The organism is Pseudomonas sp. AL 58, from assembly GCF_036348395.1.
GTDB classification, from domain to species: Bacteria; Pseudomonadota; Gammaproteobacteria; order Pseudomonadales; family Pseudomonadaceae; genus Aquipseudomonas; species Aquipseudomonas defluvii.
On record NZ_JAZBQR010000008.1, the window covers coordinates 12,850 to 27,119 of the forward strand.

The 14,270-nt window shown below is 60.4% G+C and carries 12 protein-coding genes and 2 pseudogenes; 4 read left to right on the forward strand and 10 right to left on the reverse strand.

Annotated elements, in window-relative coordinates; all coding sequences use genetic code 11:
• Position 1: 1 nt before the first annotated feature.
• Both UIA24_RS23305 and UIA24_RS23310 read right to left on the reverse strand, forming a co-directional pair.
• Positions 2–499, reverse strand: a pseudogene (locus UIA24_RS23305) (methyl-accepting chemotaxis protein); the annotation flags it as partial.
• A 786-nt stretch (positions 500–1,285) separates the two neighbouring features.
• Positions 1,286–1,450: pseudogene (locus UIA24_RS23310) on the reverse strand (PAS domain-containing protein); the annotation flags it as partial.
• 304 nt (positions 1,451–1,754) lie between these two features.
• On the opposite strand from UIA24_RS23310, the gene UIA24_RS11665 reads away from it, so the two are divergent.
• On the forward strand, positions 1,755–2,069 hold the full coding sequence (locus UIA24_RS11665) for a helix-turn-helix domain-containing protein (protein WP_099775367.1): 315 nt from the start codon (positions 1,755–1,757) through the stop codon (positions 2,067–2,069).
• Between the two features lie 119 nt (positions 2,070–2,188).
• Here the strand turns inward: UIA24_RS11665 and UIA24_RS11670 are convergent, their stop codons facing one another.
• Entirely contained in the window at positions 2,189–3,643 is a 1,455-nt protein-coding gene (locus UIA24_RS11670) for a TrkH family potassium uptake protein (protein WP_330522893.1), read from the reverse strand.
• 302 nt (positions 3,644–3,945) lie between these two features.
• Between UIA24_RS11670 and msuE (UIA24_RS11675) the strand changes: the two genes are divergently transcribed.
• Genes msuE (UIA24_RS11675) through UIA24_RS11685 form a run of 3 tightly spaced genes read left to right on the forward strand, consistent with a single transcriptional unit; the run spans position 3,946 to position 6,905 of the window.
• The gene (msuE, locus tag UIA24_RS11675; RefSeq protein WP_065760116.1) at positions 3,946–4,509 is read left to right on the forward strand and encodes an FMN reductase; all 564 of its coding nucleotides are present in this window, start codon (positions 3,946–3,948) and stop codon (positions 4,507–4,509) included.
• A 9-nt stretch (positions 4,510–4,518) separates the two neighbouring features.
• The gene (gene ssuD, locus UIA24_RS11680; RefSeq protein WP_330522894.1) at positions 4,519–5,673 is read left to right on the forward strand and encodes an FMNH2-dependent alkanesulfonate monooxygenase; all 1,155 of its coding nucleotides are present in this window, start codon (positions 4,519–4,521) and stop codon (positions 5,671–5,673) included.
• Positions 5,674–5,717: 44 nt separating this feature from the next.
• The gene (locus UIA24_RS11685; RefSeq protein ID WP_330522895.1) at positions 5,718–6,905 is read left to right on the forward strand and encodes an acyl-CoA dehydrogenase family protein; all 1,188 of its coding nucleotides are present in this window, start codon (positions 5,718–5,720) and stop codon (positions 6,903–6,905) included.
• Between the two features lie 122 nt (positions 6,906–7,027).
• Here the strand turns inward: UIA24_RS11685 and UIA24_RS11690 are convergent, their stop codons facing one another.
• From UIA24_RS11690 to msuE (UIA24_RS11720), 7 genes are all read right to left on the reverse strand, one after another.
• Positions 7,028–8,353, reverse strand: a complete 1,326-nt coding sequence (locus UIA24_RS11690) for an ABC transporter substrate-binding protein (RefSeq protein ID WP_330522896.1) — start codon at positions 8,351–8,353, stop codon at positions 7,028–7,030.
• Positions 8,354–8,437: 84 nt separating this feature from the next.
• Positions 8,438–9,505 (reverse strand): branched-chain amino acid ABC transporter permease, encoded by a 1,068-nt coding sequence (locus tag UIA24_RS11695; RefSeq protein ID WP_065760120.1) that lies wholly within the window; start codon positions 9,503–9,505, stop codon positions 8,438–8,440.
• Between the two features lie 11 nt (positions 9,506–9,516).
• Positions 9,517–10,398: a branched-chain amino acid ABC transporter permease gene (locus tag UIA24_RS11700; protein WP_065760121.1), complete on the reverse strand. Its 882-nt coding sequence runs from the start codon at positions 10,396–10,398 to the stop codon at positions 9,517–9,519.
• Between the two features lie 70 nt (positions 10,399–10,468).
• Positions 10,469–11,260: an ABC transporter ATP-binding protein gene (locus tag UIA24_RS11705; RefSeq protein WP_065760122.1), complete on the reverse strand. Its 792-nt coding sequence runs from the start codon at positions 11,258–11,260 to the stop codon at positions 10,469–10,471.
• 15 nt (positions 11,261–11,275) lie between these two features.
• Positions 11,276–12,436 carry an AMP-binding protein gene (locus UIA24_RS11710; protein ID WP_330522897.1) on the reverse strand — a complete coding sequence of 387 codons (1,161 nt, stop codon included), beginning with the start codon at positions 12,434–12,436 and terminating at the stop codon, positions 11,276–11,278.
• 13 nt (positions 12,437–12,449) lie between these two features.
• Positions 12,450–13,541 carry a dimethylsulfone monooxygenase SfnG gene (sfnG, locus tag UIA24_RS11715; RefSeq protein WP_330522898.1) on the reverse strand — a complete coding sequence of 364 codons (1,092 nt, stop codon included), beginning with the start codon at positions 13,539–13,541 and terminating at the stop codon, positions 12,450–12,452.
• A 32-nt stretch (positions 13,542–13,573) separates the two neighbouring features.
• Complete coding sequence (msuE, locus tag UIA24_RS11720; RefSeq protein ID WP_099775377.1) at positions 13,574–14,137, reverse strand: FMN reductase; 564 nt, start codon at positions 14,135–14,137, stop codon at positions 13,574–13,576.
• Between the last annotated feature and the right edge of the window lie 133 nt (positions 14,138–14,270).

Here is a 14,270-nt window from a genome sequence, read left to right on the forward strand (position 1 = left end):
GCTATCGATTGAATCGCTCGACCAGAGCGCGCAGGCTCGAAGAAATGCGCTCCAATTCACCGCCCCGTGTCGCCGCAGCATTGGCATTCTGCGCGGTTTTCTGCACCGTGCTGGCCACCGTATTGATCTGCCGCGAGACATCTTCGGCGACATTTGACTGTTCCTGAGAAGCAGCAGCCATCTGATGGCTCATGTCACTGATACGCTCTACGGCTTCGCGGATACCTTGCAAGGCACGCTGTGCTTCCAGCACCTGCGCAACCCCCTGCTCTGCTTCCTGAATACCCAGGTTGGCGATGCTCACGGCCTCCTCCGCACCCGTACGAAGGCTTTCAATGACGCCCTGAATTTGCAGGGTCGACTGACGGGTCTTGCCGGCCAATGCCCGCACTTCGTCAGCCACCACCGCAAAACCGCGCCCTTGCTCGCCGGCCCGAGCGGCCTCAATGGCAGCGTTGAGCGCCAACAGGTTGGTCTGTTCGGCAATCGAGCGGATCACGCTCGCAGCCATCATGATGTCCTGGGTCTGCCCGGCCAGGTTTCCGACTGCCTGGTTGATCTGGGTGACCGTACTGGCCAGCAACTGGATCGCTTCGCGGGTAGTACCGGCCACCTGACTGCCCTGATCGGCCAGGAGGTTGGCGGTTTGCGCTTCGCCTGCCGTTTGCTGCACATGCTGGGCGACCTCAGCGATGGACGCGGCCATCTCAGTCATCGCCGCTGCCGTCATGTCGGTTTCGGCACGCTGTTCGAGCAACGCCGACTCCGTGCTGCTGGACAACCGACTGGAATCGGTCGCTGCCTCAGCCATCTGCCTGGCCAGATCGCTCAAGCGTGTGAGGGCTGTTTTCAACCGCGCCTCTTCACTGATCAGGATCATCTGCAGTTGAGCACTCGGCCCCACGGCATCGGTGTAGGTCATTGCAACGATCGGGTCAGCAAAGGTATTGGGCGTAGACTGCACGATCTGTTTAAGCTCGCGCCCAAGGCGGCTGTGGCCATAGAGACCAACCAGCCCGAAAAGCCCAAGCGTGGCGCCCTGGCCAAGCAGACCGGGAGCGGCCTGGTTTAGCACAATGGAAACCCCGGCAGCCAGCACCGGCAACGCCAGTACCTTGCCGATCACCGCAGCGCGGCGCAGCACTGGCACGGCGGGCTTGCCTTCACGCAAACGCGCATACAGCGTCTCGGCACGCTGCACCTGCTCGCGGGTTGGCTTGACCCGCACAGACTCATACCCCACCAGGCGCCCGTCCTCGAGCACCGGCGTGACGTAGGCACTGACCCAGTAGAAGTTGCCGTTCTTGCAGCGGTTCTTGACGATCCCCATCCAGCTCTGGCCGGCCTTGAGGTACTGCCACATCTGCTGGAACACCTCTGGCGGCATGTCCGGGTGACGTACAAGGTTGTGGGTACTACCGATAAGTTCTGCCTGACTGAAGCCGCTCATGGCGGCGAATTCGGCATTGCAGTAAGTGATCTTACTGGTGGTATCGGTTGCGGAAACAAGGCGTTGATGTTCCGGAAACGTCTGTTCGACAGAGGTTACCGGCAAATTGAGACGCACGTTAGAACTCCGTTAGTGGCGGTCGTAATCCTGGATCCAGTCCATGTTGAACCAGGCATTCAGACTCTTGTCTGACAATCCAATTCTACGAATTACATCACGTTTATGACAGTAATGTTACAGAATCTGGCGTTGCCTAGCTCGACCAAATACCGTTAAGTTCTTGATTCTAAATGGGAATTAAGCGATGACAATTTCAGGTTTGGGTTCAGCCATAAAGCGCTACCGCAAGGTGGCAGGGCTTACTCAGGCTGAATTCGGCGAGAAAACCGGTTTTGATCCCAAAACCATCAGCCGCTTTGAAACCGGCTCCTACACCCCAAGCGTTGAAGCACTGTTCAAATTTGCCGAAGTGCTGGGTATAAAGCTGAAAGCTTTTTTCTCGGAGTTGGGCGATGAAGACGAGCAAAGAGCCTATCTGTTCAACGTCGTACACAAAGCCCCCCCAAAAGACCTGGGAAAGCTGATCGCGGCGGTCGATATGGCCCTGTCCAGGCGTTAACGCCAGCAACAGCAAGCAGACAGGCTTATCGCTAAACAGCGCTGCCCCATTTTAGGGGCGCGGAGTATATCTGATTCAGCCCCCAGATGGGGGCTGAGGCTTGGCAGCGCCCCGCGTTTCTAGAAGCGCCAGAACGACGGTGTGAACAGCACCAGAACGGTGAGGATTTCCAGACGCCCCAGCAGCATGCCGACGGTCAGCAGCCACTTCGCAGCATCGGGCAGTGAGGAGAAGTTACCGACCGGCCCGATCACCGGCCCCAACCCCGGCCCCACATTGCAGACGGCCGTCGCCGCACCGGTCAGTGCAATGGTCCAGTCCAGGCCGATCAGGGCCAGCCCCAGCGCAATGGCGGCGATGGTGGTGGTAAAGAAAAAGCAGAAGGTCAGCAGCGAACGCACAATGTCTTCATCCAGCGGATGGCCGTTGTACTTGCTGCGAATCGTTGCGCGCGGGTGAATCAGTTGCGACAGGCTGCCATGCAGTAACTGGCCGGCGACCTGAAAACGAAAGATCTTCAAACCACCGGCGGTTGACCCCGAACAACCACCGACGAACGTCAGGTAGAAGAAAAACAACACCGAAAATGTGCCCCACAGGGTGTAGTCACCCAGCGCAACGCCCGTTGTAGTGACCACTGATGTGACGTTGACCGCCACCAGGCGCACCGCCTCCCACCACCCGTATGGCCCGTTGAAATGCAGCCAGGTGCCGACCAGCAGCCAGGTCAACACCAGAAAGCCAATGAAGCCACGCACCTGATGATCCTTGAACAAGGCGCCTCTATTGCCCCGTAGCACCGCCACATACAACGTAAAGGGCAAGCTGCCGAGGATCATCACCCCTACCGCGACCCAGTGAATGGCCGGCTGCGACCAGTGCGCCAACGAACTGTCCGAGGTCGAGAAGCCACCGGTGGATATCAGCGACATTGAGTGGTTGATCGCCTCGAACGGCGTCATCCCCGCCCACCAGAACGCCAGGTAGCCAATCCCGGTCAACACGACATAGACCAGCAGAATGTATTTCGCCATGACATGGGAGCGTGGCAGCACTTTGTCCGACCAGTCCGACGACTCGGTCTGGAACAAGCGCATCCCCCCGACGCGCAGCAACGGCAGAATCGCTACCGCCATACCGATAAAACCGATGCCGCCCAACCAATGCAACATCGAGCGCCAGATCAGCAAGCCCGGGGACGCGGTGTCCAGCCCGGTCAGCACGGTCGAGCCGGTGGTGGTGATACCCGACATCGTTTCAAAAAACGCATCCGTGTAGCTGATATCCCGTATGAACACCATCGGCAGCGCCGCAAAGGTACAGACCACGACCCAACTGGCCGTCGTCAGCAAATACATGTCTCGCGGGCGTAAATGAGCGTCCTCGGGACGCCCTTGTGCGACCAGCGCAATACCGGTGAGAAAGGTGATGACACCTGAACGGACAAATGCAGAAAGCCCGTCCTGCTGCTCATAAAGCATCAAGGTGAACAGAGGGATCGTCATGCTCACCGCAAGGGTGATGAGGAAGACACCGAGGATGAAACCAATCAAGCGGATTCTGGCAAGTGACATGTACGGGCTCTGACTGAATGGCGCGCGCAAGTATCGTTATAGCGCAGCACACAGACGCGTAAAGAATCCGTAAAAATTCAGTGGCTTCACACCTCATACTGCAGCCGCCCGCGCAGCCACTGTTGCGCCAACAACAGCAGCGAAACTGTTGCCCCAGCAACAGCCATTCAACAGGGCGCACTTCAAGCAACACTTGAGTACCCCGCAAAAAGCTCATAACAATCTGATAAATAAAGACTTTTCACACATGGAACAACTCTTGCTCCTGCCCCTGTACCTTCAACAGCAACGGGCCTGTAGCCATGAGCACTCCAATCAAAGTCGTCGCCGTTTCCGGTGGCACGTTCCGCCCTTCGCGCACACTGGTTCTGACCCAGGCCATCCTGGCTGAACTGGCGCAACAACTGCCCATCGAGAGCAAGGTCATTGAACTGGGGGATATCGTCCGCCCACTGGGTGGCGCGCTCTCGCGTAAAGAGCTGCCGGAAACCGTAGAGCATGAGCTGCGCGCAATCGAGTCCGCCGACCTGCTGATCGTCGCGGCCCCCGTCTACCGTGGCACCTACCCCGGCCAGTTCAAGCACCTGTTCGATCTGATTGGCCAGGATGCCTTGATTGATACGCCAGTACTGCTCGCCGCAACCGGTGGCAGCGAACGCCATGCGCTGGTCATCGACCACCAACTTCGCCCCCTGTTCAGCTTCTTCCAGTCGGTCACCCTGCCGATCGGGGTCTACGCCGCCGAAGCCGATTTCAGCAACTACCAGATCACCAGCACGGCCCTGCAGGCTCGTATCCGCCTGGCCGGGGAAAAAGCCGCCGAGCAGCTCAACGGCCACCGCGCTGTTCTACGTAAAATTGCCTGAGGCGCCGACATGAATGTTTTCTGGTTTCTGCCCACCCACGGCGACGGTCATTTGCTGGGTACCAGTCAGGGCGCCCGCCCCGTCACCCTGCCCTACCTCAAACAGGTGGCCCAGGCCGCCGACAGCCTCGGTTACTACGGTGTACTGATACCCACCGGACGCTCTTGCGAGGACTCCTGGGTGGTGGCCTCTGCCCTGGTACCGCTGACCGAACGCCTGCGTTACCTGGTAGCGATCCGCCCCGGGATCATTTCGCCGACGGTCTCTGCACGCATGGCCGCGACCCTTGATCGCTTGTCCGCAGGCCGCCTGTTGATCAACGTGGTAACCGGCGGTGACCCGGACGAAAACCGTGGAGACGGCCTGCATCTCAGCCACAGTGAACGCTATGAGGCCAGTGGCGAGTTCCTGCATATCTGGCGGCGCGTGCTGCAGGGCGAAGCCGTGGACTATGACGGCAAGCACCTGCAAGTACAAAACGCCAAGGCGCTCTACCCTCCCGTGCAAAAACCCTATCCACCGCTGTATTTCGGCGGTTCTTCCGATGCAGCCCACGAGCTGGCCGCCGAGCAGGTGGATGTCTACCTGACCTGGGGCGAACCACCGGCGGCTGTCGCCGAAAAGATCGCCGATGTCCGTGCCCGCGCAGCCAAACACGGGCGCACCGTGAAGTTCGGCATTCGCTTGCATGTGATTGTCCGCGAGACTGCCGAACAAGCCTGGCAAGCCGCTGACAAGCTGATCGCCAACATCAGCGACGAAACCATTGCCGCCGCGCAGCAGTCCTTCTCGCGTTTCGATTCCGAGGGGCAACGGCGCATGGCCGCGCTGCATGGTGGTCGGCGTGACCAACTGGAGATCTACCCGAACCTCTGGGCGGGCGTCGGCCTGGTGCGTGGTGGTGCAGGCACGGCCCTGGTCGGTGACCCGCAACAAGTGGCCGGGCTGATCAAGGAATATGCCGACCTCGGCATCGAGAGCTTCATCTTCTCCGGCTACCCACACCTGGAAGAGGCCTATCGCTTTGCCGAACTGGTCTTTCCGCTGCTGCCGGAACCCTATGCGAGCCTGGCAGGCCGCGGTGTCACCAACCTCTCAGGCCCCTTTGGCGAAATGATCGCCAACGACGTGCTGCCCACCCAGGCAACAGCGCAACCAGCCTGATGGACGCGCCTCAAGCCCCCCTACCCCCCCGATGAGGACAGCCTGTGACTGCTATTCATCAATCCGCACGCCTGACGCCACTGCAGATTGCCCAAGCGCTGGCCAGCACCTTCGCCGAAAGCGCCGCGGAACGTGACCGCCTCGGCGGCACACCGAAAGCCGAGCGCGATGCGCTGCGCCAAAGCGGCTTGCTGGGCTTGATCATTCCGACGCAATACGGCGGCCTGGGCGCCAACTGGACAGAGACGCTGAACATCGTTCGCGAATTTGCCAAGGTCGACAGCTCGATCGCTCACGTCTTTGGCTTCCAGCACCTGATGCTGGCTACTGTGCGCTTGTTCTCCCGGCCAGACCAATGGCAACCGTGGTTCGAGCTGACAGCACGCAACAACTGGTTCTGGGGCAACGCCCTCAACCCGCTGGATACCCGTACCGTCTCGAAAAAACTCGCCGGTTGGCGTGAGTTCTCGGGGCGTAAAAGCTTTTGCTCGGGCTCGGCCGACTCGGAAATGCTGATTGCCTCGGCGCTGGATGAGTCCACCCAGGGCAAACTGCTGATTGCCGCCATCCCAAGCGGGCGCACCGGCATCACCCTGCACGGAGACTGGGACAACATTGGTCAACGGCAAACCGACAGTGGCAGTGCGACCTTTGAACGGGTACGGGTCGAGGAAAACGAGTTGCTGCTCGAACCCGGCCCCTTGAGTACGCCCTTCGCCTGCCTGCGCCCGCTGATCGCGCAGCTCACCTTCGTCAACATGTTCCTTGGCATTGCCGAAGGCGCCTTCGCCGAAGCCCGCAACTACACCCTCAAGGAAACCCGCCCGTGGTTCAAGGCCAAGGTTGAACACGCCAACGAAGACCCTTACATCCTCGGCCACTATGGCGAGTTCTGGGTCGGCCTGGAAAGCGTGCGATTGCTCACCGAACGGGCGAACGCGCTGCTCGATCAGGCCTGGCACAAGGAGCATCAACTGCATAGCGAAGAACGCGGTGAACTGGCCGTCGCCATCGCAACCGCCAAAGTGGCAGCAACACGCATCGGCCTGGACCTGACCAGCCGCTTGTTTGAAGTGACCGGTGCTCGTTCCACCCACGCGGCCCTGCGCCTCGACCGCTACTGGCGCAACCTGCGCACACAGTCTCTGCATGATCCTGTGGACTACAAACTGCAAGAGCTGGGTGACTGGGCGCTGAATGCTCAACTGCCAACCCCGACGTTCTACTCCTAGGGTGGTGGCCTCGCGTCCTTGCAGCGGTTCATCAACGGCTACCCGGTCGTTGCCCCAGACAACACCGGGACAACGCTATCGGAACAACACCGGGGCCCATGTGCCCCGGTGTCGAGGCAGCATCAGGAGTCTTTGCTGCAGTCGCGCGGGGTGATGCCTTTCTCCTTCGCGTACTTTTGTGCAGAAGCTTCGATGATTGGCCGCAGCAGTGCGCGGTCGGCCTGCACCCAATCGCTGATCAGGTTCCACTTCTCCCCATCCCACTGCTGGAAGCGCACGGCACCGCCGCCCTCATGGTCGGAGCAGGACAGTTGCAGGGGTTGCACCAGGCCTAGCGCGCCGAGTTCCTTGAGCCGCGCCTCATCCAGCTTCAGGTGCTCAAAGCCCCAGCGCACCTGCTCGCCGCTCAACGGCTTGTGGCCGTACTTTTCCTGCGCCAGGCGTACCGCCTCGACGTTGAGAATGCCGTTCACCACACCCAGGTTGTAGTAGACGGTACCGAAGCGTTTTGGATCGGCAAGGTCGCCATGACCGGCATCGATAACGTCCTTCTTGATCCCTTGCGTCACCGGGAACGTGGTCCCGGACGGGTGCGTGGTAATCGAGATAAAGCCCTTGGCTGCAGCCCCTGCCGGTGCGGCGTCTTCCTCGGAGTTACTCCAGATGTTGCCGATGATTCGGTCTGCCGGGAAGCCGACCTTCTGCGCGCTCTTCAAGGCAACCGGGTTCATGACACCCCAGCCTCGCAGAATGACCCAGTCCGGCTTGGCGCGACGGATGTTCAGCCACTGCGATTGCTGTTCGTTGCCAGGGTGCGGCACCTCCAGCAAGGTCAGGGTAAAGCCATACTTGTCGGCCAACGCCTGCAGCACCTCATTGGTTTCCTTGCCATAGGGAGAACCATGGTAGAGCGTGACGATCTTCTTGCCACTCAACTTGTCCAGGCCACCCGACTGCTGGCCGATGTAGTTGATGATCGCCGACACTTCGGAATACGGGTTCAGTTGCAACGGGAAGGCATAGGGGAACACGCTGCCATCGGTAGAGTCCGTGCGCCCGTGGTTAATGGTGATCAAGGGCAATTTGTCTGCCGTCGAGCGGTCCAGGGTGGCGTAGGCAATACCTACCGAGAGCGGGTTGGTCGCAGCGGCCGGCGCCCCGTTCAAACCGTTCTTCAGGCGTTCGTAGCACTCAACGCCCTTCTCCACCACGTACTCGGTTTCGCACTCGCTCCAGGTCAACTTGACGCCATTGACCCCACCATTGGCGTTGACGTACTTGAGGTAATCGATAAACCCGCCAAAGAACCCGGTACCGCCTGCCGCGTAAGGGCCAACACGGTAGCTTTGCAGCGGGAAGTACTGCTCGCCATCGGCCTTGGCGATGAAGGCAGTGGCACTCAAGCTCACGGCCAGCGCGAGGCTGCTGAGCAAAGATCGTTTGAACATCGCGTGTTTCCTTGTCGAATCGTTGAGCTATGGCTTGCGCCTGAAGGGTGAACTGCGGAGCACGCTCCGCCTGCTGGGATTCGCTCAGTAGCGCAGCGGCCATCGCCGTGCGCGCTCGCGAAAGCGTTGCCAGAGGCGCGCCAGCCCCTCTGGTTCCTTGATCAGGAAAAGGATGATCAGTGCGCCGAACACCATCTTTTGCAGGTTCTCGACCTGCCCGGCATCGATCAGGCCCGCAGGCAACAGCCCGGCCAGGTTCGAGAGCAGGATCGGGAACAGCACGATGAACGCTGCACCGAGGAAGTTGCCGAGCAAGCTGCCCAGGCCACCGATAATGATGATGAACAGCACCTGGAATGAGCGGTTCAGGTCGAAGCCATGCGGCTCTACCGTACCCAGGTAGGTGAAGGCCCACAGTGCGCCGGCAATGCCGAGGAAAAAGCCGCTGATGGCAAAGGCCAGCAGCTTGGTCTTGAGCAACGGAATACCGATGACTGCAGCGGCAGTGTCCATGTCGCGCACCGCCATCCAGTTACGCCCCAACTCACTGCGCACCAGGTTTTTGCCCAGCCAGAACAGCACCACGACCACCCCAAGCGTGAACAGGTAACGGCCCGCTGGCGAACTGAAATCGACCCCCATGAGGTGCAGCGGCGGCGCACTGATCACCCCTGAGGCGCTGTCATTGGAAAACCAGCTGAACTTGGTCAACGCCCATTGCACGAAGAACTGCGCAGCCAGGGTAGACACCAGCAAGTAGAAGCCCTTGATGCGAAGGCTGGGCAAACCGAACAGCAACGCCGTCAGGGCCGCACAAACGCCGCCCAGCACAAGGCTCAGCAGTAGCGGCAAACCCGGTACTCGCAGTTCGATGTTGTAGGTAGCAAAGGCCCCTACCGCCATGAAGGCCGCCGAACCGAGGGAGAGTTGCCCGGCATAGCCCGTCAGCAAATTCAGCCCAAGCCCGGCCAGCGACAACACCAGAAAAGGAATCAGGATGGCACTGAACCAGTAGTCATTGCCCAGGTAAGGCACCGCCACAAAGGCAAACAGCAGCAGCGCCAGCAATGCGTGGCGATCCTGACGCAAGCGGAACACTCGACGATCCTGGGCGTAACGGGTACTGAACTGACCGGCTTCGTTGTACAACATGGCACTCTCCCTCAAACCCGCTCAATGGCACGTTCGCCAAACAATCCGGCTGGACGCACCAGCAAAAACAGCAACGCCAGGACATAGGGGAACCAGTTTTCGATCCCCCCGCCCACGAACGGCCCGAGGTAGACCTCGGCAAGTTTCTCGCTGGCGCCGATGATCAAGCCGCCGACAATCGCCCCACTGATCGAGGTGAACCCGCCAATGATCAACACCGGCAAGGCCTTGAGCACGATGAGCGAAAGGGAGAACTGCACGCCCAGGCGAGCGCCCCAGAGCAGCCCGGCGACCAGGCCGACAAACCCTGCCACGGCCCACACCACGGCCCAGATGTGCTGCAAGCGAATGCCCACGGCCAAGGCTGCGACGGGATCGTCGGCCACGGCCCGCAACGACAGGCCAATACGGGTCTTGCTGAACAGCAATGACAGCACCAGTACCAGCAGCGCTGCCGTGGCTGCCGCAAACAGGTCGAACGAAGACAGCAACATGCCGCCCAACGCCAACGGCTCATCACTGATACCCAGGTCAAGGCCGTGCACCTGCGCGCCCCACAGCGCCTGGGCAAAACCTTCGATCATGTACGACAGGCCAAGCGTGGCCATGAACAAGGTGATCGGTGAGCGGTTGACCAACGGCCGCAGCACCACCCGCTCAACAGCCAGGGCCAACAGCACCATCGCCGCCAGGGTCACCACAAACGCCAACCAGAACGGCAACCCGCGCTCCAGCAAACTGACAAAGGTCAGCGCGGAGAACAGCACCATCGCGCCCTGAGCGAAATTGAACACGCCGGAGGCCTTGTAGATCAGTACAAACCCGATGGCCACCAGGGCATACATCACTCCGGCCAGCAAACCGCCGATCAGTACTTCAAAGAAAAAATCCATGTCGTTTCCTGCTTTTCGGGCAATACGAAGCCAACCGCCCAACGCAGGACGGCAAACACGTGAACGCGCGTTAGTGTCGGGTACCGAGGTAAGCAGCAATGACCTCAGGGTCTTGCCGGACCTGATCCGGCGGGCCATCGCCAATCTTGCGGCCGTAGTCCAGCACCACTACATGGTGCGAAATGCCCATGACCACGCCGATGTCATGTTCGATCAAGACCACGGTGGTACCGAATTCGCGGTTGATATCGACGATGAAACGGCTCATCTGCGCCTTCTCTTCGGCATTCATTCCGGCCATTGGCTCATCCAGCAACAGCAAGGTAGGTTCTGCGGCCAAGGCACGGGCCAACTCAACCCGCTTTTGCAAGCCGTAGGGCAAGGTGCCGACAATCGCATCACGCCACGGCTGGATCTGCAGAAACGCAATGACCCGTTCTGCCGCAGCGCGCTGAAGGTCATCTTCAGCCGCGACTCGCCCCACCCGCAGCACTTGCTCCAACCAAGTGCTACGCCGTTTCAGGTTGCGCCCGGTCAGGACGTTGTCGAGTACCGTCATGCCCTTGAACAGCGCGATGTTCTGAAAGGTCCGGGCGATACCGCGTTGCGCCGCGTCGTGAGGACGCATGCGGCGCCGCACCTGGCCGGCAAAATGAATGTGGCCTTCCTGTGCCTGGTACACACCGTTGATCACATTCAACAACGAACTCTTGCCGGCACCGTTAGGCCCGATCAAGGCGCAGATCTCACCGGGCGCGACCGAAAAGCTGATGCCGGTAACCGCCTTGACGCCCTTGAAGGACAGGGAAATATTGTCCAGCGCCAGTAGCGGCGCCGGAACAGCAGAGTGGCTTGTGGACATCGTTCGCTCTCCTCATCAAGCCAATTGTGGATGGTCGTCAATCCAACCACTGATACGGCTGGCAGGCTCACTCGGCGCCACCTGCCAACGTGCGGGGTCTGGCCAGGTCCGCACACGAATGTCCAGCGCGGCAAAAAAGGCCTGCGCCGGTTCTGCCAACGGCTCCCCGACCAACAACGGTGCCTGTATGCGGCTGAAGCCAAGGATGTCGCGCAGCGCACGCCTCACCAGCCAGTAACCGAGCACACGCCTGAGTACGCCCGGCTGCGCCGCCAGCGCCCAATCCACCAGCCGCCGCTGCCAGGTGCCCTCATCCGGCAGGCGTGCCAGCACCTCCTGGTACAAGCGGCCATAGGTCTCCCGGGTCCCGGCCACCAAGGTTGGCCCCAGCTCACGGCGATCGCGGTCACGGGTGTGCAGGCTCTCGGGGAAGTTCAGGCGAAACCCGGCAATCAGCCACGGCGCCAGCAAGTAGCGCGCCTGACCACTGGCGGCAAAGGCCCGGGCAGCCAGTGCTTCCTCGCCCGGCCCAAGGTGTTCAAGCTGTACCAGACGCGCCCCTTCGCGCACCAGCTCTGCATGGCTGATGCGCTGCAATTCGATGTGCTGGCCCTCATGCAAACGGTAGAAAATGAAAGCGCTGCGCTCCGTGCGCGCCTTCAGCTTGAGCGCCGGGTCGGCCGCCCGTGCCACAAGCACGGCATAATCGAGCGCTGTTTCTGCATACTCGGCGGCCAAGCCTCGACCATCGGCATAAAACAGCAGAGCAGCATTCAGATTCGCCGCACCGACCTGCGCCAGTTCCTCAGCGCCTTCAGCAAAGAAGTAACCCGGGTTCAGCTCACGCAACAACTCAACCTGAGCAGCACCGCCCTGCAACGGATCGAACAACACCGCAACACCGCCCAACCATTGCGCAGCGAGTGCCGCGATCAGGGCTTCCGGGCGTGGACGGCTCAACACCACAAGGGTGTTCGCCTCGGTAAAACCACGCAGTTGAAGCGCCGAGGCCAAGCGACGGACTTCATCCGCCAACTGCTGCCAGGTACGCACCTGCCAGACACCCAGATGCTTGTGTCGCAGGGCCAGACGTGTACCGTGGTCAGCTGCCTGTCGCTGCAACCATTCAGGCAAGGTGCCAGGGGCATCAGGGCTGTGTTGCGCAAACTGAACCATAACGACTCCCGCCTCAGGCTACGGCCTTGTCGACCAAACGCCGGGCTTCCAGTTCACGGACCAATGGCAGTACCTTGCGCCCGAAGTACTCGACTTCCTCCTGGAAGTGCAGGAAACCACCCAACACCAGATCCACCCCCACGGCTTTCAGGGCGACGATGCGTTCGGCGATCTGTTGCGGCGTACCAATCAGGTTGGTCTTGAAGCCATCGTTGTACTGCACCAGGTCCTCGAAACTGGACTTGGCCCAGTTGCCTTCGCCTTCCGGGCTGGCCTTGCCGGCTTGCCGCGCCGCATCGCCAAAGGCGTTGACCGCTTCCGGATCGGCCTTGTCGATGATCTCGGCGAGTACCGCGCGGGCCTCTTCCTCGGTGTCGCGGGCGATGATGAATGCGTTCACACCGACCTTGACCGTATGGTTGTTCGCCGCAGCCTTGGCCTTGATGTCATCCACCTGAGCCTTGATGCCTTCGACGGTATTGCCGTTGGTGAAGTACCAGTCAGACACCCGTGCCGCCATATCGCGAGCGGCCCGCGAGCTGCCACCCTGGAAGATCTCTGGATGCTGCTGCAGTGGCTTGGGCCGCAAGGTGTAGTTATGGAAGCGATAGAAGTCACCGCGCTGGGTGAAGTTGTCGGTGGTCCAGATACCTTTCAGTGCAGTGATGAACTCTTCCGAACGACGGTAGCGTTCATCGTGTTCCAGCCACGGTTCGCCGATCGCGGTGAACTCACCCTTGAACCAGCCCGACACCACGTTGATGGCCACCCGCCCACCCGTCAGGTGGTCGATGGTCGCAATCTGCTTGGCCAACAACGCCGGAGTCCAAGGCCCTGGCAATACCGCAGCAATCACCTTCAGGCGCGTGGTGGCGGCGAGCAGTGCATGGCTGAAGGTGACCGATTCATGCTGGTACTCCGCGCCATAACCGGCGGTGAAGCGGATTTGCGACAGCGCATATTCGAAGCCGGCGTTCTCGGCGATTTGCGCGAGCTTGCGGTTGTAGTCGATGTCCCAGCTGGTGCGCTGTTCGATCTTGCTGACCACCAGACCACCGCTGACGTTAGGCACCCAATAGGCAAACTTGATCTGTTCTTGGCTCATTGCAGGTACTCCATTGAGTTGAAAGGGCTGAATCAGGCTGCGCTGGCGTTGCGCTGAAAACGTGGGCCGAGGCTTGCGACCGCAGCCTCGACCGCCCGCTCGATACGCTCGCGCAGCTGCGTGTTACTGATGTGGTAGTTATCGAAATCGGCTTCTGCGGCGTACACGCCAACTGGCAGGCTGAGCGCCTGGAAAAAGCCGAACAACGGTCGTAGCTGATGGTCGATGATCAGGGCATGGCGCTCCGAACCACCGGTGGCGGCCAACAGCACGGGGACCTGCTTCAAGGCCTCGTGATGAACAAAGTCGAACAGGTGCTTGAAAAGGCCGGTATAGGACGCGCGGTACACCGGGGTTGCCGCAATCAGCAAATCGGCGCTTTCGATGGCCTGCAGGTCTGCCTGTACCGCGGCGGGCAAATCTTCACGGCGCAACACACCGGCGAATTGCGGGCCGACCTTGGCCAGCTCAATCAGTTGCAGCTCAATGGGCACCTGTTGCGCCAGCTCTGCCACCAGCGCGTTAAGCAGCACCAAGGTGCGTGAGGGCTGTTGCACGCTCCCCGAGACTGCGACGACTTTCAGTATTCTGCTCATTGATCGACCCCTGCCTGGACATGCCACCGCGGCATCCACACAAGGGCTATAGCAGCAACTGTGCCACTGCATTAATTACTTATATTTCAATGACTTAATTGAAAACGGCCAACATCGCTCGATGTACCGCAGC